This is a genomic window from Yonghaparkia sp. Root332 (genome assembly GCF_001425665.1).
In the GTDB taxonomy this organism is placed as follows: Bacteria; Actinomycetota; Actinomycetes; order Actinomycetales; family Microbacteriaceae; genus Microcella.
The window spans coordinates 950,514-970,187 of sequence record NZ_LMCX01000001.1 but is presented as its reverse complement, the minus strand read 5'-3'; the positions used below and the strand labels follow the sequence as shown (position 1 = coordinate 970,187).

The 19,674-nt window shown below is 72.4% G+C and carries 16 protein-coding genes, 1 tRNA gene and 1 riboswitch; of the genes, 8 read left to right on the top strand and 9 right to left on the bottom strand.

The window, feature by feature from the left end; genetic code table 11:
* The first annotated feature begins 329 nt into the window (after positions 1-329).
* On the top strand, positions 330-2,285 hold the full coding sequence (gene acs, locus ASC54_RS04635) for an acetate--CoA ligase (RefSeq protein WP_369813316.1): 1,956 nt from the start codon (positions 330-332) through the stop codon (positions 2,283-2,285).
* An 84-nt stretch (positions 2,286-2,369) separates the two neighbouring features.
* Here the strand turns inward: acs and ASC54_RS04630 are convergent, their stop codons facing one another.
* Both ASC54_RS04630 and ASC54_RS12755 read right to left on the bottom strand, forming a co-directional pair.
* Positions 2,370-2,834, bottom strand: coding sequence for a RidA family protein (locus ASC54_RS04630; RefSeq protein ID WP_055896961.1), 465 nt, complete (start codon positions 2,832-2,834; stop codon positions 2,370-2,372).
* Position 2,835: 1 nt separating this feature from the next.
* Complete coding sequence (locus ASC54_RS12755; RefSeq protein ID WP_156376727.1) at positions 2,836-2,991, bottom strand: DUF4177 domain-containing protein; 156 nt, start codon at positions 2,989-2,991, stop codon at positions 2,836-2,838.
* Between the two features lie 50 nt (positions 2,992-3,041).
* Between ASC54_RS12755 and ASC54_RS04625 the strand changes: the two genes are divergently transcribed.
* From ASC54_RS04625 to ASC54_RS04615, 3 genes are all read left to right on the top strand, one after another.
* Positions 3,042-5,666 (top strand): transglycosylase domain-containing protein, encoded by a 2,625-nt coding sequence (locus tag ASC54_RS04625; protein ID WP_082514848.1) that lies wholly within the window; start codon positions 3,042-3,044, stop codon positions 5,664-5,666.
* On the top strand, positions 5,656-6,609 hold the full coding sequence (locus ASC54_RS04620; protein WP_055896959.1) for a metallophosphoesterase: 954 nt from the start codon (positions 5,656-5,658) through the stop codon (positions 6,607-6,609). The genes ASC54_RS04625 and ASC54_RS04620 overlap by 11 nt, the downstream gene beginning before the upstream one ends.
* Positions 6,610-6,633: 24 nt before the next feature.
* Positions 6,634-6,707: transfer RNA gene (locus tag ASC54_RS04615), tRNA-Pro, on the top strand.
* Positions 6,708-6,957: 250 nt separating this feature from the next.
* Here the strand turns inward: ASC54_RS04615 and ASC54_RS04610 are convergent.
* The 3 genes from ASC54_RS04610 to ASC54_RS04600 form a co-directional block, all read right to left on the bottom strand.
* On the bottom strand, positions 6,958-7,626 hold the full coding sequence (locus tag ASC54_RS04610; RefSeq protein ID WP_055857014.1) for a thymidine kinase: 669 nt from the start codon (positions 7,624-7,626) through the stop codon (positions 6,958-6,960).
* On the bottom strand, positions 7,626-8,282 hold the full coding sequence (locus ASC54_RS04605) for a response regulator (RefSeq protein ID WP_055857017.1): 657 nt from the start codon (positions 8,280-8,282) through the stop codon (positions 7,626-7,628). The genes ASC54_RS04610 and ASC54_RS04605 overlap by 1 nt, the downstream gene beginning before the upstream one ends.
* A 63-nt stretch (positions 8,283-8,345) precedes the next feature.
* Entirely contained in the window at positions 8,346-9,428 is a 1,083-nt protein-coding gene (locus tag ASC54_RS04600) for an Rv2578c family radical SAM protein (protein WP_055896957.1), read from the bottom strand.
* 76 nt (positions 9,429-9,504) lie between these two features.
* Between ASC54_RS04600 and ASC54_RS04595 the strand changes: the two genes are divergently transcribed.
* Together ASC54_RS04595 and ASC54_RS04590 are read left to right on the top strand one after the other, a co-directional pair.
* Positions 9,505-10,266 carry a LamB/YcsF family protein gene (locus ASC54_RS04595; RefSeq protein WP_055857023.1) on the top strand — a complete coding sequence of 254 codons (762 nt, stop codon included), beginning with the start codon at positions 9,505-9,507 and terminating at the stop codon, positions 10,264-10,266.
* Positions 10,263-11,912, top strand: coding sequence for an urea amidolyase family protein (locus tag ASC54_RS04590; protein ID WP_235451382.1), 1,650 nt, complete (start codon positions 10,263-10,265; stop codon positions 11,910-11,912). The genes ASC54_RS04595 and ASC54_RS04590 overlap by 4 nt, the downstream gene beginning before the upstream one ends.
* Positions 11,913-11,976: 64 nt before the next feature.
* On the opposite strand, the gene ASC54_RS04585 is transcribed toward ASC54_RS04590, so the two are convergent.
* From ASC54_RS04585 to glyA, 3 genes are all read right to left on the bottom strand, one after another.
* Positions 11,977-13,641: an ATP-binding cassette domain-containing protein gene (locus tag ASC54_RS04585; protein ID WP_235451381.1), complete on the bottom strand. Its 1,665-nt coding sequence runs from the start codon at positions 13,639-13,641 to the stop codon at positions 11,977-11,979.
* A 168-nt stretch (positions 13,642-13,809) separates the two neighbouring features.
* Positions 13,810-14,718, bottom strand: a complete 909-nt coding sequence (locus ASC54_RS04580) for a bifunctional methylenetetrahydrofolate dehydrogenase/methenyltetrahydrofolate cyclohydrolase (protein ID WP_055897991.1) — start codon at positions 14,716-14,718, stop codon at positions 13,810-13,812.
* A gap of 2 nt (positions 14,719-14,720) precedes the next feature.
* Complete coding sequence (glyA, locus tag ASC54_RS04575) at positions 14,721-15,995, bottom strand: serine hydroxymethyltransferase (RefSeq protein WP_055896954.1); 1,275 nt, start codon at positions 15,993-15,995, stop codon at positions 14,721-14,723.
* Between the two features lie 52 nt (positions 15,996-16,047).
* Positions 16,048-16,131: riboswitch (ZMP/ZTP riboswitch) on the bottom strand.
* Positions 16,132-16,162: 31 nt separating this feature from the next.
* Between glyA and ASC54_RS04570 the strand changes: the two genes are divergently transcribed.
* The gene (locus ASC54_RS04570; protein WP_055857028.1) at positions 16,163-17,371 is read left to right on the top strand and encodes a low temperature requirement protein A; all 1,209 of its coding nucleotides are present in this window, start codon (positions 16,163-16,165) and stop codon (positions 17,369-17,371) included.
* 38 nt (positions 17,372-17,409) lie between these two features.
* Here the strand turns inward: ASC54_RS04570 and ASC54_RS04565 are convergent, their stop codons facing one another.
* Entirely contained in the window at positions 17,410-18,702 is a 1,293-nt protein-coding gene (locus ASC54_RS04565) for an MFS transporter (RefSeq protein WP_156376726.1), read from the bottom strand.
* Positions 18,703-18,752: 50 nt separating this feature from the next.
* Here ASC54_RS04565 and purU point away from each other — a divergent pair, with 50 nt between their 5' ends.
* Complete coding sequence (purU, locus tag ASC54_RS04560) at positions 18,753-19,673, top strand: formyltetrahydrofolate deformylase (RefSeq protein WP_082514845.1); 921 nt, start codon at positions 18,753-18,755, stop codon at positions 19,671-19,673.
* Position 19,674 lies beyond the last annotated feature (1 nt).

Genomic DNA, 19,674 nt, shown 5'->3' with positions numbered 1-19,674 from the left:
AGTCAGTCTTGCTGCTGACAGGGATCAGTCTACGACAGCGCACCCGTGCGTCAAGAGTTTCCGACCCCGAATTGTCCCCCAAAGTGCCGACCCCCGGTCGGGGGCACGATCGGGCCCCCGACCGACGGGAGCCGCAGCCCCGATCGGTGGAGCTCGCGGACCGGGACGAGCGGGGATCGGAGGCGCGGATGAGCCCGCTCGTCGCCGGATCGCGCGCGTTCGTCGCAGGACGGGCCCGAGCCGTGGCGACCGCCTCGCCGGTGAATAGGATGGCGGTCGACCACCTCAGCGTTGCGGCAGTCCAGGCCTGTTACGCACATCGACCAAGGATGACGATGTCCACGACTTCGATCGACAGCCTCCTGCACGAGGAGCGGCGCTTCGCGCCGGACCCCGACTTCACCGCCCACGCGGTCGCCGGCCCCGAGCTCTACGAGCGGGCGCGGGCGGACCGCCTCGGCTTCTGGGCCGACCAGGCCCGCGAGCTGCACTGGCACACGCCGTTCACCCAGACCCTCGACTGGTCGAACCCGCCGTTCGCCCGCTGGTTCCACGACGGCGAGCTCAACGTCGCCTACAACTGCCTCGACCGTCACGTCGAGGCGGGCAACGGCGACCGCGTCGCCATCCACTGGGAGGGCGAGCCGGGCGACAGCCGAACCATCACCTACGCCGAGCTCACGGCCGAGGTGAAGCGCGCCGCGAACATGCTCGCCGACCTCGGCGTCGGCCAGGGCGATCGCGTCGCGATCTACCTGCCGATGATCCCCGAGGCCGTCATCTCGATGCTCGCCGTGGCCCGCCTCGGCGCGATCCACTCCGTCATCTTCGGCGGCTTCAGCGCCGAGAGCATCCGCGCCCGCGTCGAGGATGCCGACGCCAAGCTCGTCATCACCGCCGACGGCGGCTGGCGCAAGGGCAAGGTCTTCCCGCTCAAGCACGCCGTCGACTCCGCCCTCGCGGCCGCCGAGACCGACGTGACGACGGTCGTCGTCGTGCGGCGCGGCGAGAACGAGGTCGAGTGGCAGGACGGCCGCGACCTCTGGTGGCACGAGGCGATGGCCGCGGCATCGCCCGAGCACGAGGCGCAGGGCTTCGAGGCCGAGAACCCGCTGTTCATCCTCTACACCAGCGGTACCACGGGCCGTCCCAAGGGGATCCTGCACACCAGCGGCGGCTTCCTGACGCAGACCGCCTTCACGCACCGCAGCGTCTTCGACCTCAAGCCCGAGACCGACGTCTATTGGTGCACCGCCGACGTGGGCTGGGTGACGGGCCACTCGTACATGGTCTACGGCCCGCTCGCGAACGGCGCGACTCAGGTCATGTACGAGGGCACTCCCGATACGCCGCACCCGGGCCGGTGGTGGGAGATCATCCAGAAGTACGGCGTGACCATCTTCTACACGGCGCCCACGGCCATCCGCTCGTTCATGAAGGCCGGCCGCGAGATCCCGCTCGCCTACGACCTGTCGAGCCTGCGCGTGCTCGGCTCGGTCGGCGAGCCGATCAACCCGGAGGCGTGGATCTGGTACCGCGAGATCATCGGCGGGGGGAAGACCCCGATCGTCGACACCTGGTGGCAGACGGAGACGGGCGCCATCATGATCAGCGCGCTGCCGGGCGTCACGACGACCAAGCCCGGGTCGGCGCAGGTGCCCATGCCGGGCATCTCGATCGACGTTCTCGACGAGGACGGCACCCACGTCGGCAAGGAGGCGGGCGGTCTGCTCGTCGTCACCGAGCCCTGGCCGAGCATGCTGCGCGGCATCTGGGGCGACCCCGAGCGGTTCCAGGAGACCTACTGGTCGAAGTTCGGCGACAAGTACTTCGCCGGCGACGGCGCGCACCTCGACGCGGACGGCGACGTCTGGCTGCTGGGCCGTGTCGACGACGTCATGAACGTCTCGGGCCACCGGCTGTCGACGATGGAGATCGAGTCGGCGCTCGTCTCGCACCCGATCGTCGCCGAGGCGGCCGTCGTCGGCGCGAGCGACGACACGACCGGTCAGGCGGTCGTGGCGTTCGTGATCCTCCGCTCGAAGAAGGCGAAGGACATCTCGGCGACCGAGGCGAGCCAGCAGCTGCGCGCGCACGTCGCCGAGCAGATCGGGGCCATCGCGCGACCGCGCGAGATCTTCGTCGTCGCCGAGCTGCCGAAGACGCGCTCGGGCAAGATCATGCGGCGGCTCCTGCGCGACGTCGCCGAGGGTCGCGAGATCGGCGACACGACCACGCTCACCGACTCGACCGTCATCACCGTCATCACGGACACGATGCGCTGAGACCGTCGGCGGCCGCGCGGCCGCCGATCACGACGAACGGGGCCCCTGCCAGGCGGGGGCCCCGTTTCTCGTCGTGGGCGCCGCCTAGGCGAACTCGACGACGAGCTCGACCTCGACGGGGGCGTCGAGCGGCAGAACGGCGACGCCGACGGCGCTGCGGGCGTGCGCGCCGATCTCATCGCCGAAGATCTCGCCGAGCAGGGTGCTCGCGCCGTTCAGCACGGCGGGCTGGCCGGTGAAGTCGGGGGTCGAGGCGACGAAGCCCGTGACCTTGACGATGCGCGTCAACCGGTCGAGCGAGCCGATGACGCTCTGCACCGCCGCGAGCGCGTTGAGGACGCACCGGCCGGCATAGCCGGCCGCATCCTCTGCCGAGACCGCGTCGCCGACCTTGCCGGTCGCCGGCAGCGCGCCGTCGACGAACGGCAGCTGGCCGGCGGTGAAGACGAGGTGACCCGAGATCGTCGCGGGCACGTAGGCGGCGACCGGCTTGGCGAGGGCGGGGATGCTCAGCCCGAGCTCGGCGAGACGCGCGTCGATGCGGCTCATCTCACGCCGCCTTGGGGCGCTTGAGGTAGGCCACGAGACCGCCCTCGGGGCCGGTGACGATCTGCACGAGCTCCCAGCCCTGCTCGCCCCAGTTGTTGAGGATCGCGGTCGTGCTGTGGATGAGGAGCGGAGTGGTCGTGTACTCCCATTGAGTCATCGTCGGGTCCTTCGGTCTTCCTCATAGGGTCATCGCGTACCCTTGAGTCTATGTCTGCCCAGAATCGCCCGGTCTCGACGCGGGCCGGATCCTTCATCGGGATGCTCGGCCTCTCGGTCATCGCCGGCGTGCTCGCCACCGTCATGGTCACGCCCGCGATCGCGCTGACGGGGATGGCCGCGAGCAACACCATCGGCATCTTCGACAGCCTGCCCGAGTACATCGAGATCAACGAGCTCCAGCAGCGCAACACGATCTACGCGCAGAAGACCGCCGACCCCGCCGCGGGGTACACGGCGATCGCCACGGTCTTCGCCCAGAACCGCGAGGAGGTGGCGTGGGAGGAGGTCAGCGACTTCGTCAAGGACGCCACTCTCGCCGGCGAGGACCGCCGCTTCTACGAGCACAACGGCGTCGACGTGCAGTCGGTCATCCGCGCCGCCGTCGGCAACGTCGTCTCCGGCGGCATCGAGTCCGGCGCCTCGACGCTCACCATGCAGCTCGTGAAGAACATCTGCATCCAGGAGTCGCTCAAGCTCCAGGGCACCGACGAGGAGGCGTTCCGCGCCGAGTACGACTCGTGCCAGGAGTCGAGCCTGGAGCGCAAGCTCAACGAGGCGAAGCTCGCGATCAACCTCGAGAAGGAGTTCACGAAGGACGAGATCATGCTCGCCTACCTGAACATCGCGGGCTTCGGCGGCAACACGTACGGGATCCAGGCCGCCGCGCAGGAGTACTTCAACACGACCGCCGCCGATCTCACCCTGGCCCAGGCGGCGAGCCTCATCGCGATCGTCCAGGAGCCCGGCGCGCGCTCGCTCAAGACGCCGGACAACTACGCGGGCAACCAGGAGCGCCGCGACGTCATCCTCGGCAACATGCTCGCCTACGACATGATCACGCAGGCCCAGTACGACGAGGCGGTCGCCATCCCCGTCGATGAGGCCTTCGTCACCCCGACCCCGCCGCGCAACGGCTGCATCGCGGCGAACGACTACGCGCGGTTCTTCTGCGACTACGTCGTGCGCAACGTGGCCAACTTCGAGTCTCTCGGCGCCGACGCCGAGTCTCGGCTGGACGCCTGGAAGACCGGCGGCATCGACGTCTACACCACGCTCAACATGTCCCTGCAGCAGGTCGCGTACGACGCCGTGCTGCGCTACGCGCCCGCCAGCGAGACGCGTCTCGAGCTCGGCGCCGTCGCCGTGTCGGTCGAGCCCGGCACGGGTCGGATCCTGACGATGACGCAGAACAAGCTCTTCGACAACAGCGAGGTTCCTCCCGGGCCCGAGTACACGGCCGTGAACTTCAACACCGACCGCGCCTACGGCGGCTCGAGCGGGTTCCAGCCGGGCTCGACCTACAAGATGTTCACCCTCATCGAGTGGCTCAACCAGGGGCGCGGGCTGCGCGAGGTGGTGGACGCCTCGACCTTCCAGTATCCGTTCTCGGCCTTCACCGACTCCTGCAACGGCGTCGACCCCGGCCAGACCTTCAAGTTCGGCAACGACGAGGGCGCCGCGGGCTCCATGGACCCGATCCAGGCGACGCGACGCTCCGTGAACTCGGCCTTCGTGTCGATGGCGACGCAGCTCGACCTGTGCGAGATCCGCAACCGCGCGGCCGACCTCGGCGTGCATCGCGCCGACGGGGGCGAGCTGCAGACCAACCCCTCCTCGGTGCTCGGCACGAACGAGATCGCCCCGCTGACGATGGCCGCCGCGTACGCCGGCATCGCCAACGGCGGCCAGTACTGCGAGCCGATCATGGTCGACCGCTTCGTCACGCGCGAGGGCGAGGAGCTCCCGGGGCAGACGCCGAAGTGCGATCAGGGCATCGACCCCGAGGTCGCCGCAGCCGCTTCCTTCGCGATGGGGTACACGATGGTCGACGGCGGCACCGCGGTCGCGAGCAACCCGTTCGACGGCACGCCGATCATCGGCAAGACGGGGACGACGGACCAGTCGAAGGACACCTGGGTGATCACGTCGACGACCGAGTTCGCCACGGCGGTCTGGGTGGGCAACATCGTCGGCAACGCCCGGATCCGTCAGTACCAGAACCCCGAGGGCTTCTGGGGCGGCGAGCTGCGTCACCGCATCATGCGCGAGATTCTCGGCGCCGCCAACGCCCAGTACGGCGGCTCGGCCTTCCCGGAGCCGCCTCAGCGTCTCATCCGCGGTAGCGGCATCGAGCTCCCGAACCTCATCGGGCAGTCGCCGTCGCAGGCGCGCGCCATCCTCGAGGGCCTCGGTCTGCGCTACGGCGAGGGCGACACGATCGACTCGGCTCAGCCCCAGGGAACGGTGGCCGCCACGTCGCCTGCGCCCGGCTCCGTCGTCGGCCGCGGCCTGATCGTGCGCGTGCAGCTGAGCAACGGCAACCTCGCCACGGTCCCCGACGTCACGAGCGCCGGCTACGACGAGGCCCAGGCCCGCGCGGCTCTGCAGGGCGCCGGCTTCAGCAACATCGCGACCTCCTGCGTGCCGATCAACGGCGGCGCCGACCCCGCGCGCGAGGGCATCGTCGAGTCGCAGAGCCCGGCCGCCGGCACGTCGACGAGCCGCAGCACGCTCATCACGCTCGGCGTGGCGAGCGACAAGTGCGGCAACGGCGGCGGAGGCGGGGGCGGCGGCGGCTCGCCGACCCCGACCCCGGACCCCGGTGGCGGGTAGCGCGCGGCTCGCGGCCGTCGCGGCCCTCGGGGCCGCGGCGGCCGTCGCCGTGTACGCCACCGCGGTCGAGCGCCGCGCCTACGGCCTCCGCCGGGAGACCGTCCCCGTGCTCTCCCCGGGAGCCGACCCGATCCGGATTCTGCACCTGAGCGACCTCCACCTTGCACCGTGGCAGTTCGACCGCATCGACTTCGTGCGCTCGCTCACCGACCTGAGGCCCGATCTCATCGTCAACACGGGCGACAGCATGGGCCACGTGGATGCCCTCCCCGCGCTCGAGGAGGCCCTGTCGGTCTTCGACGGCGTGCCCGGCGTCTTCGTCCACGGCTCCAACGACTACTTCGGGCCGACCTTCAAGAATCCGCTCGCGTACCTGACCGGCCCGTCGGGCTCGCGGGACGCCTCGGAGCCCACCCGGCTCGACATCGATGCCCTCGAGCGGCTGTACGTCGACCGCCTCGGCTGGCACTCGCTCAACAACGACGTCGCGCAGCTCACGATCAACGGGTCGATCCTGGAGTTCATGGGCACGAACGACGCGCACCGGGGCTGGGACCGCCTCGATGTGCTCCCGGGTCTCGTGGATGCTCTGCGCGAGCTCGACGAGGACGACAGCGACGACCCCGCGGTCATGATCGGCGTCACGCACGCTCCGTACCAGCGCGTGCTCAACGCCTTCACGACGCAGGCCGCCGACGTCATCTTCGCCGGCCACACCCACGGCGGTCAGGTCGCGCTGCCCGGTTTCGGCGCGATCGTCACCAACTGCGACCTTCCGCGCGAGCGAGCGCGGGGCCTGAGCATGTGGCATCACGCGCATCGAGCCGCCTTCCTGAACGTCTCGGCGGGCCTCGGGCACTCGATCTTCGCGCCCTTCCGATTCGCCTGCCCGCCCGAGGCGGTGCTCGTGACGCTCGTGGCCGACGACATCGGCTATTCTTGACGAGGTGCCGCTCGCGCGGCGCACCGGGGTATGGCGCAGCTTGGTAGCGCGCGTCGTTCGGGACGACGAGGCCGCAGGTTCAAATCCTGTTACCCCGACTGAATGAGAAAGGGACCGCCCAGAGGGCGGTCCCTTTCTCATTGGGTCTGGGGTATCTCGGACGCGAAGCTGCACCCAGCAGGTGGGCCCACGTCGCCCGTAATGGCGCAGCGCGCAGCGCTGTGCCGTCGGTGCGATGGGGACAAATCCGGTTGCGCGAGCAGGAGTGTCGCGGGCCCGCGCTCCGAAGCCGCGCGCAGCGGACGGCGGCCGCATCGCGGCAGCCGCCCCGCAAAGCAGGACGACGACCTACGCGAAGTCCGGATCCGGCCCCAGCTCCGAACTCCCGAGCGCCACCGGCGCCCGCCACCCCGAGGCGAGCGAGTCGCCCGACTCGTCGAGGTAGCACGCTCCGCACAGGCTCTCGTACGTGACATCCGCGCCGTCGATCGCGACCTGGTCGCCGTCGAAGACGAACACGCCCCCGATGGTGCGGGCGTTGAAGACGGCCTTGCGGCCGCAGCGGCAGATGGTCTTGAGCTCCTCGAGCGAGTGCGCGACCTCCAGCAGGCGTCGGCTGCCGGGGAACGCGGCGGTCTGGAAGTCGGTGCGGATGCCGTAGGCGAGAACGGGGATGTTCTCGCGGATGGCGATGCGCAGGAGGTCGTCGACCTGCTGGGGGCTCAGGAACTGGGATTCGTCGAGAAGGAGGCACGCGACGTCGCGGCCGGTGGAGCGGATGACGGCCTCGCGCTCGCGCTGGAAGAGCGCGTAGATGTCGTCGTCGGGGCCGATCGTGAAGTCGACCTCCCGCGTGACGCCGAGCCTCGACACGATGAGCTGGTCGCCCTTGGTGTCGATGCGGGGTTTGGCGAGCAGGACCTTCTGCCCGCGCTCCTCGTAGTTGTAGGCGGCCTGCAGCAGAGCGGTGCTCTTGCCGCTGTTCATCGCCCCGTATCGGAAGTACAGCTTCGCCATCAGCGCAAGTGCCCGTCTTCTGCTGCTCGTCGGATGAGGTCGGTCTTGGAGCTCGCGGGCCTGCCGGCGCGCGCGTACTTCTCGCGCACGCGGCGCAGGTAGGTCTTCGCAGTCTCGTACTGCACGTGCATCTGACGCGCCACCTCGGCGGTCGAGTTGCCGTTGACGTAGAGCACGAGCGCCTCGCGCTCGCTCGTGGAGAGCTTCGGGCGCGCCGCGTGCTGGGCGCCGGAGGGCAGCGGCCGCCAGTCGCGCGACGGCTCGCCGGAGGACTCCATCCCCATCACGCGGCGCGCCGTCTCCATGACCTCGCCGAGCGGGAGCGCCTTGGAGAGGAACGCGGAGGCGCCGGCGTCGAAGGCGCGGTCGCGGTCGTCGGCGGTCTCGAGGCTCGACAGCACGATGACCTTCGCCCCCGCCGCGCGGCAGGTGCGCACGCGCGCCTCGATCGAGACCGGCTCCTGCAGCTGGAAGTCGATGAGCACGAGGTCGGTCGGGAAGCGGTCGCTCTGCACGAGCCCGAACCACGTCGACGCCGTGAGCACGAGGTCGAAGTCGGGAGCGTTGGCCGAGATCCAGGAGGCGATGCTGTCGAGCAGGAGCTCGTGGTCGTCGAGGATCGCGAGCCGCACGGGGGTGCGCGCGCTCGGGTCCATGAGTCGACTCTAGAACCTCGGCCGCGCCGCGCGGGTGCAGTGCGCACGTCGGCGCCGTTCCCGTCAGAAGAGCGTCGGCGCGCCGGCGGTCAGGGGCGCGCGCTCGCCCGGCGATCGCGCGGCGTCGGGCTGCAGCGCGCGGCTGCGCACCGTGCCGGTCGCCGCGTCGAGCGGGCGCGAGGAGAGCCCGTGCCGCGCGCGCAGCTCGCGGACCCGCGCGACGAGCCACTCGCGGTAGCCGGCGGGCGCGTACGGCCCGGCCGCGTAGAGCGCGCGGTAGCGGGCGACGAGCTCCGGATGCTCGCGCTCGAGCCACGCGAACCACCACTCGCGCACGCCGGGCTTGAGGTGCAGCGCGGAGGTCATGACCGTGGTCGCTCCGGTCTCGCTGATGCGGGCGAACGCCTCGTCGAGGTGCGCGCGGGTGTCGGTGAGGTGGGGCAGCACGGGCATGAGGAACACGGCGGGGTCGAGCCCCGCGGCGACGGCGGCGGCGACGGTCGCGAGCCGGGCATCCGTCGAGGGGGTGCCCGGCTCGATCGAGCGCTGCAGGGAGTCGTCGTAGATGGCGATCGACATCGCGACGTCGACGGGGACGAGCTCGGCCGCGCGCGCGAGCAGCGGCAGGTCGCGGCGCAGGAGCGTGCCCTTGGTGAGGATGCTGATCGGCGTGCCGCTCTCGGCGAGCGCCGTGATGATGCCGGGCATGAGCGCGTACCGGCCCTCAGCGCGCTGGTAGGGGTCGGTGTTGGTGCCGAGGGCGACCGGATGCCGCCCCCACGATGCGCGGCGCACCTCGCGCGCGAGGACGTCGGCGACGTTGATCTTGACGACGATCTCGCGGTCGAAGCCCTCGCCCGTGTCGAGGTCGAGGTAGGCGTGCGTGGGGCGCGCGAAGCAGTACACGCACGCGTGCGCGCAGCCGCGGTACGGGTTCACGGTGTGGCCGAAAGGCAGCGCCCCTCCCCCGCCGGGCACGCGATTGAGCGCCGACTTCGCGAGCACCTCGTGGAAGACGAGCCCCGAGAACTCCGGCGGTCGCACCGTGCGCTGCAGCCCCGACAGGCGCGCGATCGCAGCCGTGCTGCCGAGCTCGGGCAGCGCGTCGGGGCTCGTCGCGCTCGCCGCCTGGCCGCTCCACCGCATGGCCGATATTCGAACACATGTTCGACTCGCGCGCAAGGCTCGGATCCCGGGGCGCCCCGCGTCGTAGGCTCGCAGCATGCCCGCGATCGACCTCAACAGCGACCTCGGCGAGTCGTGGCTGCCCGACGTCGTGGGCGACGACGAGGCCATGCTCGCTCTCGTCTCGAGCGCGAACCTCGCCTGCGGAGCCCACGGCGGCGACCCGACCACGATGGCCGCCGTCTGCCGCTCGGCGGCCGCGCGCGGAGTCGTGATCGGCGCGCATCCCTCGTACGACGACCGGGCGGGCTTCGGCCGGCGCCACGTCGACGTCGCCCCCGAGGCGCTCGACGCGCAGCTGCGCGAGCAGGTCGCGCGACTGGCCGGGGTCGCGGCGGCCGCGGGCGGCGCGGCCCGCTACCTCAAGCCGCACGGAGCCCTCTACAACCGCATCGTGCGCGACGCGGAGCGCGCCGAGGTCGTCGCGCGGGTCGCGGCCGCGGCCGGGCTCCCGGTGATGGGGATGCCCGGGTCGGCGATCGAGCGCGCCGCGCGCGAGGCGGGCATCCGCTTCGTGGCGGAGGCCTTCGTCGATCGCGGGTACCGGCCCGACGGGTCGCTCGTGCCGCGGTCGGAGCCGGGCGCCGTGCTGCACGACGTCGCGCTGGTCGCCGCGCGCGCCGTGCGGCTCGCGGTCGACGGCTCGGTCGTCGCGGTCGACGGGTCGATCGTGCGCGTCGAGGCCGAGTCGCTGTGCGTGCACGGCGACACTCCCGGCGCTGTCGCGATGGCGCGGGCCGTGCGGGAGGCCCTCGCGGAGGCCGGGGTCGACGTGCGACCCGTGCTCGGCGCGCCGTGAGCGACGGGGCGGCGGCAGGCGCGGGAACGAGCGCGAGGTCGGGCGCGAGGTCGGGCGCGGGGCTCGCGGCGCGCATCCTGCCCTGCGGCGATCGCGCCCTGCTCGTCGAGGTCGACGCGCTCGAGCAGGCCCTCGCGGCCCATGCGGCGCTCGCGGAGAGTGCGCCCGCCGGAGTGCTCGAGCTCGTGCCCGCCGCGCGCACGGTGCTCGTGCGGCTCGACCCGCGCGTGCTCGGTCTCGCGCACGCCGAGCACTGGGTGCGCGAGACGCTCGCCGAGACCGACCCGGATGCCGCGCTGCCGGACGGCCCCCTCGTCGAGCTGCCCGTCGTCTACGACGGCGACGATCTCGCGACCGTGGCCGACCACTGGGGATGCGAACCGGTCGAGGTCGTCGAACGACATGCGCGCACCGAGTGGCGCTGCGCCTTCGTCGGCTTCGCGCCCGGATTCCCGTACCTCCTACCCGTCGATGCTGCCCTCGCACCGCCGCCCGTGCCGCGTCGCGCGACCTCGCGCCCCGCCGTTCCGGCCGGCGCCGTCGCCCTCGCCGCCGAGTACACGGGGGTGTATCCGCGCTCCTCCCCCGGCGGGTGGCAGCTCATCGGCCGCACCGACGCGACGCTGTGGGATGCCCGGCGCGACCCGCCCGCGCTCGTCGCGCCGGGTGCGCGCGTGCGCTTCGTCCCCGTGCCCGAGCTCGGTACGACGCGCTCGCGCGCGAGCTCCGCGCCCGTCGCCCCCGCGCCTCCGGCCGCCCACGGTCGCGCCATCGAGGTCGTCGAGCCCGGCCCGCTCCCCCTCGTGCAGGACCTCGGGCGCCCCGGCCGCGCCGCCATCGGCGTGGGCGCCGCGGGCGCCTTCGACCGCGCGGCCCACCGGCTCGCGAACCGGCTCGTCGGCAACGACGAGACGGCAGCCGCCCTCGAGGTGCTGCTCGGCGGGCTGACCCTCGCGCTTCCGGAAGGCGCCTGGGTCGCGGTCACGGGCGGTGTCGGCGCCGTGACGCTCGACGGCGCGAGCCTGGCTCCGCGCCTGCCCGCGCGCGCGGGCCGCGAGGGGGCGCTCCTGCACATCGGCCGCCTCGAGCACGGCCTGCGGGCGACCGTCGCCGTGCGCGGGGGGCTCGACGCCGCCGCCGAGCTCGGGTCGCGATCGCGAGACACGCTCTCGGGGATCGGACCGGCGCCGCTCGCAGCCGGGAGCATCCTCAGCATCGGCGACGCCGTCGAGGGCCCCGTTCCGACGATCGACCTCGTTCCGCTCGACGCTCCCGACGACGGCCCGGTCGAGCTCGCCGTGCGGCCCGGCCCCCGGCACGACTGGTTCACCGAGTCGGCTCACGAGAGCCTGCTGAGCACCGAATGGCGAGTGTCGCCGCGCTCCGACCGCACGGGCGTGCGGCTCGAGGGGCCCGGACTCGACCGCACCGCCGAGGCGACGGGCCGCGAGCTGCCGAGCGAGGGCATGCTGCCCGGCAGCATCCAGGTCTCGCCCGACGGCGCCCCGACGATCCTGGGCCCCGACGCGCCGGTCACGGGCGGCTACCCCGTCATCGCGGTCGTCACGGATGCTGCGCTCGACTCGCTCGCGCAGGCCCGCCCCGGGCAGACGGTGCGCCTGCGCCTCGCCACGGGTCGACCGTAGCGTCGAGCCGGCCGCGTCGCCCGCCGACACCGCTCGACACCCGCGCGCGACACACGCGTGAGCGTCAGAGTCGCACCACGCGCTCCTCCCACCGCGCCCGGAGCCACCGGTCGTGCGAAGCGACGACGACGGCGCCCGGATACCCGCCGAGGGCCTCCTCGAGCTCGCCGGCGAGCTGCAGCGACAGGTGGTTGGTGGGCTCGTCGAGCAGGAACAGGTGCGGCGGGCGCGCGATGACGAGGGCGAGCGCGAGACGGCGCTGCTGTCCCGTCGAGAGCGACCCGACCGCGCGATCGAGGTCGCGCGGCGCGATGAGCCCGAGCCCGGCGAGCGGCTGCGTCTCGGCTCGGCGCTCGCCCGCGGCTCGCTCGTAGAGCGCGCGCGGGGTCGCGCTCGGGTCGGCGAAGCGCACGTCCTGCGCGAGCAGCTCCACGCGCAGCCCTCGCCGCGCGGTGCGCCGTCCGCCGTCGAGCGCGAGCGCCCCCGCGATCGCCGCGAGCAGGGTCGACTTGCCCGCGCCGTTCGCGCCCGTGACGAGCACGCGATCGGCGCCGCCGATGCGCAGAGAGACAGGGGCGAGCCTGGAGTCGATCCGAGCATCCGTGAGCTGCACGAGCGTCGCGTCCGCGAGCGCCGTCGACCCGGTCGGGATGCCCGCGAAGGTCAGCACCGCTGGCGGCGACGATAGGCGCGACGCCTCGAGCTCGGCCACGAGCTGCTCGGCGGCGCGCACCCGGCGACTCGTCGCGCTCTGCTGCCGACCGCGCTTGAAGTTCTTGACGAACTTGTCGTTGTCGCGCGGAGGGCGATCGGGCCCGTCGAGCGCTCTCGCCGAGCCCGTGAGGGCGCCCCGCGCTCGCGTCAGCTCGCGCTCCTCGGCCGCGACGCGCTCCTCCCACCGCTCGCGCTCGAGCGCGCGTTCGATGAGGTAGTCGCTGAATCCGCCGCCGAAGCGCGTGAGCATGCCGCCGCCGTTCTCGCCCGAGGCCGAGCGACGGCTCGGGTCGAGGTCGACGAGCCCCGTGGCGACGTCGTCGAGCAACGCGCGGTCGTGGCTCGCGAGGAGGACCGGCCCCGACCACGCGCGCAGCTCGCGCTGAAGGAGGGCGACAGCCGCGTCGTCGAGATGGTTCGTCGGCTCGTCGAGCAGCAGCGCATCGGGCCGGGCGAGCAGGAGAGCGGCGAGCGCGAGTCGGCTGCGCTGTCCGCCCGAGATCGACCCGAGCGGCGTCTCGAACGGAATGCCCGCGACGCCGAGCCCTTCGAGGAGGGCGTCGCGGCGTGACTCCCAGCTCCAGAGATCGAGCGCCTCGGCCTCGTCGAGCGCGGCCGCGTAGGCGGCATCCGCACGCGGGTCGACGGCGAGAGCGGAGGCCGCCGCCTCGAGACGTCGTTCGAGCGCTCGCAGCGGCGCCACGGCATCCTCGATGAGGCTCGAGAGCGGCGCGGCCGCGTCGTGCTCGACCTCCTGCGGCAGGTAGCCGACCCTCGTCGGGCGCTCGATCCGACCCGCGTCGGGCGCCTCGACCCCGGCGAGAACGCGCAGGAGCGTCGACTTGCCCGCGCCGTTCTCGCCGATCAGGCCGAGGCGCTCGCCCGGCGAGACGACGAGGTCGACGCCGTCGAGCACCGGCGCGCGATCGTAGGTGCGATGGATGCCCGTCGCGACGAGCGGACGTGTGACGGATGCGCGCGTCGAGCGCGCGGAAGACAGAGATGCAGGTGCCAAGAGCGAGTGCCGATCGGCTCGCAGGACCCCGCCGGGCTGAGCCTCGGGCGCGGGACGGACTGCGTCATCTCTTCATAGCGGGGTCGGCGATACGTCAGCTCCTGCCGACGGTCAAGTGCGTGGTGAGCCTCGTCGGCGGGGTCGCGCACGAGCGGCCCCGCCGACGAGCTACAGACCCGCCGCGCGCTCCGCCGTCTCGACGACGTTCGCGAGCAGCAGCGCGCGCGTCATCGGCCCGACCCCGCCGGGGTTCGGTGACACCCAGGCCGCGACCGAGCGCACGTCGTCGGCGACGTCGCCCGCGATGCGCGACTCGCCCGTGTCGGCGTCGGTGATGCGCGAGACGCCCACGTCGAGCACGATCGCGCCCGGCTTGACGTCGGCGGCCGACACGATGCCCGGCACGCCCGCGGCGGCCACGATCACGTCGGCGCGACGCAGGTGCGAGGCGAGGTCGGTCGTGCCGGTGTGCGTGAGGGTGACCGTCGCGTTGTACTCGCGTCGCGTCAGCAGGCTGCCGATCGCGCGACCGACGGTGACGCCGCGACCGACGACCACGACATCCTTGCCCGCCCACGACAGCCCGTGCCGCTCGACGAGCTCGATGACGCCGCGCGGCGTGCACGGCAGCGGAGTGTCGATCGCGCGGTCGACGCGCAGCATGAGGCGCCCGAGGTTCGTCGGGTGCAGGCCGTCGGCGTCCTTCTCCGGGGCGACGCGCTCGAGGATCGCGTCGGTGTCGAGGTGCTTCGGCAGCGGCAGCTGCACGATGAAGCCCGTGACGGCCGGGTCGGCGTTGAGCTCGTCGATGACCGCCTCGAGCTCCTCCTGCGTCGTCGACGCGGGCAGGTCGCGGCGGATCGATGCAATGCCCACCTCGGCGCAGTCGCGGTGCTTGCCGCCGACGTACCAGCGCGAGCCCGGGTCGTCGCCGACGAGCACGGTCGCGAGGCCCGGCACGATGCCGCGCTCACGCAGCGACGACACCCGCGTCGTGAGCTCGGCCTTGATGGCGCGAGCGGTCGCGGTGCCGTCGAGGAGCTGAGCGGATGCGCCGGCGGGCCGGGGATCCGTCACGCTCACAGCCCCGGGTAGAGGGGGAACGCGGCGGTGAGCGCGTCGACGCGACCGCGCAGGGCGGTGATGTCGGGGCTCGGCATGAGAGTGCGCGCGATGATGTCGGCCACCTCGGTGAACTCCGCCTCCCCGAAGCCGCGCGTCGCGAGCGCCGGGGTGCCGATGCGCACGCCGCTCGTCACCATCGGCGGGCGCGGGTCGAAGGGCACGCCGTTGCGGTTGACGGTGATGCCGACCTCGTGGAGGAGGTCCTCCGCCTCCTGGCCATTGATCGGCGAGGTGCGCAGGTCGACGAGGGCGAGGTGAACGTCGGTGCCGCCGGTGAGCACGTTGACGCCGGCGGCGATCGCGTCGTCCTGCGTGAGGCGATCGGCGAGGATGCGCGCGCCCGCGATCGTGCGCTCCTGGCGCTCCACGAACTCCGGCAGGGCCGCGAGCTTGAACGCGACGGCCTTCGCGGCGATCACGTGCATGAGCGGGCCGCCCTGCTGACCGGGGAAGACGGCCGAGTTGAGCTTCTTGAACAGCGACTCGTCGTTGCTCAGGAGGAGACCTGAGCGCGGACCGGCGAGGGTCTTGTGCACGGTCGAGCTGACGACGTGCGCGTGGGGCAGCGGCGAGGGGTGCAGGCCCGCGGCGACCAGGCCGGCGAAGTGCGCCATGTCGACCCAGAGCTTCGCGCCGACCTCGTCGGCGATGGCGCGGAAGGCCGCGAAGTCGAGCTGCCGCGAGTACGCCGACCAGCCGGCGATGATGACGGTCGGCTTGACCTCGAGGGCCTTCGCGCGCACGACGTCCATGTCGACGAGCATCGTCTCGGGGTCGACGCCGTAGCTCGTGGCGTTGTAGACCTTGCCCGAGAAGTTGAGCTTCATGCCGTGGGTCAGGTGGCCGCCGTGGGCGAGCTCGAGGCCGAGGATCGTGTCGCCGGGCTGCGCGAGGGCGTGCAGCACGGCCGCGCTCGCCGAGGCGCCCGAGTGGGGCTGCACGTTGGCGAACTCGGCCCCGAAGAGCTTCTTGGCGCGCTCGATCGCGAGGTTCTCGGCGATGTCGACGAACTCGCAGCCGCCATAGTAGCGCTTGCCGGGGTAGCCCTCGGCGTACTTGTTGGTGAGCACCGAGCCCTGCGCCTCGAGGATGGCGCGCGAGACGAAGTTCTCGCTCGCGATCATCTCGAGGGTGTCGCGCTGGCGGCCGAGCTCCTGCTCGAGCACGGCGGCGATCTCGGGGTCGACGACGGAGAGGGGCTCGTTGAACGAGCTGGGAAGTGCGGACACGGGATGCTCCTCGGTACGGGGCGGAGGCCAGCGGCCCTCGCAGGTCGGCCGGACGAGCGGCCCAGGCGGACGGCAGCTCACCGTGTCGGTCGCTCCCTGATGGTTCACCATCTCAACGCCAGTCGCGACTGCCCCCAGTCTACGTCGCGATCTGCGAGGATGCGCCCATGCCGTCGCCGCCCGGATGGGGAATCCGAACCGACCTGCTCCGCCGCGCCGATCGGGAGCGCGGCGAGCGCGTGGGCTTCGTCGAGCTGTTCTTCGATCTCGTGTTCGTGCTCGCGCTCACCCAGGTCGGCGCCGTCGTCGCGACGGTCGCCACGGGGCTCCACGCCCTCCACGCCGTGCTCGTCCTCGTCGCGGTCTGGTGGCTGTGGATGCACACCACCTGGGTCACGAACTGGCTCGACCCCGCCCGGCTCCCCGTTCGGCTGGCGATCATCGCGCTCGCGGGCGCGGGCCTCGTGCTCTCCACGGCAATCGTGGAATCGCTCGGCGACCGCGCGCTCGCCTTCGCGATCGCCTACGTGGGTCTGCAGCTGGCCCGGACGGCGTTCATGGTCGTCGCGGCCGTGCGGCACGACGGCAGCATCGCGACCGACTTCGCTCGCATGCTGCTGTGGTTCGCTGCGAGCGGCGTCCTCTGGATCGGCGGGGCCGTCGTCGGCGCGCAGGCGGGCGCGGGCGCTCTCCTCGCCGCCTGGACCCTCGCCGCGCTCATCGACCTCACGGGGCCTGCGATCTCCTACGCGCTGCCGGGCCTCGGGCGGGGCCGGCTGGAGGGGTGGGATCTCTCGGCGCACCACTTCGCCGAGCGCGCCGCGCTGTTCGTCATCATCGCGATCGGCGAAGGGTTCCTCGTGAGCGGCTTCGCCTTCGTCGGCAACCCGAGCGGCGGCGAGCGGAACGCCGCCCTGGCGAGCGCGTTCGTCGCGGCCGCCGCGCTCTGGTGGCTCTACTTCGACCACGGCGAGAAGCGGGGCGAGGAGCGGATGGAGCACGATCCGCGCGCGGGCGCCATCGCGCGGGCCGCGTACGCCTACGCGCACATCCCCGTCATCGCCGGGGTCGTGATGATCGGCGCCGCCGACAAGACGATCATCGCCGAGCCGCGGACGTCGAGCCCGCTCGCCATCGCGCTCGTCCTCGGCGGGCCCGCGCTCTTCGCGCTCGGCATCGCGCTGTACCGGCGCATCGTCGGAGCCCCCGGCGTCGGCATCGTCCTCGCCGCGGCCGGGGCCTGCGCGGCGTTCGTGCCGTTCTCGGGCGCGCTGGAGCCGTGGGTCCTGTCGTGCCTGTCGACGGGGGTGCTCGTCGTCGCCTGCGTCGCCGACACCCTCCTGCGCCGACGCCGCGGGGCGCCATCGCTCGGCTGATCGCGCCCGGGCGGGACCGAGGGGCGGCGCCCCCGCGCTCAGGCGTCGCGGTCTGCGGTCGGGATCGGCCCGGTGAGCGGCGAGCCGAACTCGAGCTCGCGGGGGGCGTCGGACTGGTCCCCCGCGGGCGCGGCGCCCGGCTCGCGCCGCGATCGCGCATCGGCGATCACGAGCACGAGGATCGCGAGCACGATGACCGAGGCCTCGACCACGGGCAGCACGAGCAGACCCGCGCCGTCGAGCAGGAGCCCCCCGATGAGCGCGCCGCCGCCGATCGCGATGTTGAACGACGTGGTCAGCAGCGCAGCGCCGAGGTCGCGCACGCGCGGCGAGGCGACGTGCAGCAGCCGCGTCTGGAGGAGGGCAGGGATGCCGCCGAACGCGACGCCCCAGACCACGATCGCGACGACGACGATGACGGGGATGCCCGGCGCGGCGGCGAGGACGGCCACCGACAGCGCGACGCCCGCGAGCATCCCGTACAGGCCCGCGCGCGGGAACCGGCTGCCCACGACGCCCGCGAGGACGAGGCCGATCGCGCCCGCGCCGCCGTAGAGGAAGAGCATGACGCTCACCGAGTCGCGCGGGAAGCCCGCCTCGTCGATGATGAACGGCGCGATGTAGGTGTAGAAGACGTTGTGCCCCATGACGATGATCACCACGAGCAGGCACACCAGCAGCACGCCAGGGAAGGTCGGGTCGCGGCGGGCCGGGACGGGGATCTCGCCCGTCGCGAGCGTCACGCGGTGATCGACGGGCGGCAGGAAGCGCAGCACGAGCAGGGCGAGCAGCACGACGGACGCGGCGATGATGCCGAACGCCGCGCGCCAGCCGAGCGCCTGACCGATCGCGGTGCCGACCGGCACGCCGAGCACGAACGCGGTCGTGCCGCCGGCGCTCGTGACGGCGACCGCCCGCGCGATCTGGTGGCGGGGCACCAGGTGGCCGGCGTAGGCGCCCGCGATCGCCCAGAACAGGCCGTGCGCGAGACCGCCGAGCACTCGAGCGCCGATCAGCAGCTCGTAGCTCGGTGCGATCGCGGCCAGCAGATTCGCGAGCGCGAAGACCCCGAGCACTCCGATGAGCAGCCACTTGCGCGAGTAGCGGTGCGTGAGTGCGGCGAGAGGAGCGGTCGACAGGGCGACGGTCGCGGCGAAGATCGTGACGAGCAGCCCCACCTGGGAGGGGCTCACGCGCAGGTCGGCAGCCATGTCGGGCAGGAGCCCGGTGGGGAGGAACTCGCTCGTGACGAGCACGAAGATCGCGGCGGCGAGCGTCAGCAGGCCGATCCACGGGAAGGGGCGCTCGGCGCCCGGCTGGGGGGAGGTCATGCGGCTGGTGGGGCTTTCGCGGTCGGCGTGGCGGGCCGACGCATCCGGGGATGCCCGGCAGAGCATCCGCCTCTACGCTAACGCCTCCGCGCTCGGCCCATAGGCTGGGGGCCGTGACCGACACCCCCCACCACTGGATCGTCACCCTCGTCTGCGACGACCGGCCCGGCATCGTGCACGCCGTCACGGGCGCGATCGTCGAGGCCGAGGGCAACATCACCGAGCTGCAGCAGTTCTCGAGCCTGGAGTCGGGGCGCTTCTTCCTGCGACTGCAGACCCAGACCCTTGCCGACCACGATCGGCTCTCCGCCGCCCTCGCCCCCGTCGTCGAGCGGTACGGGATGGACTGCCGCATCGACCGCGTCGGCCGACCGCTGCGCACGCTCGTGCTCGTGTCGAAGGCCGCGCACTGCCTCAATGACCTGCTCTTCCGCCAGCGGGCCGGTCAGCTGCCCGCCGAGATCCCGCTCGTCATGGGCAACCACCCCGAGCTCGGCGAGCTCGCGAGCTTCTACGGCGTGCCGTTCGAGTCGCGGCCCGTCACGACACCGGAGGAGAAGGCGGCGTTCGAGGCGCGCATCCTCGAGGTCGTCGAGCAGCACGACATCGAGCTCGTCGTGCTCGCGCGGTACATGCAGATCCTCTCCCCCGAGCTGTGCGCGCGCTTCGCCGGCCGCATCATCAACATCCACCACTCCTTCCTGCCCGGTTTCAAGGGCGCGAACCCATACAAGCAGGCGCACGCGCGCGGAGTGAAGCTCATCGGGGCGACGGCGCACTTCGTCACGAGCGACCTCGACGAGGGCCCGATCATCGAGCAGAACGTCGTGCGGGTCGACCACTCGCGCAGCCCCGCCGAGCTCGTCGCGATCGGGCAGGACGAGGAGAGCCGCACCCTCAGCCAGGCCGTCACCTGGTTCGCGGAGGACCGCGTGCTGCTCGACGGCCGCCGCACCATCATCTTCAAGTAGG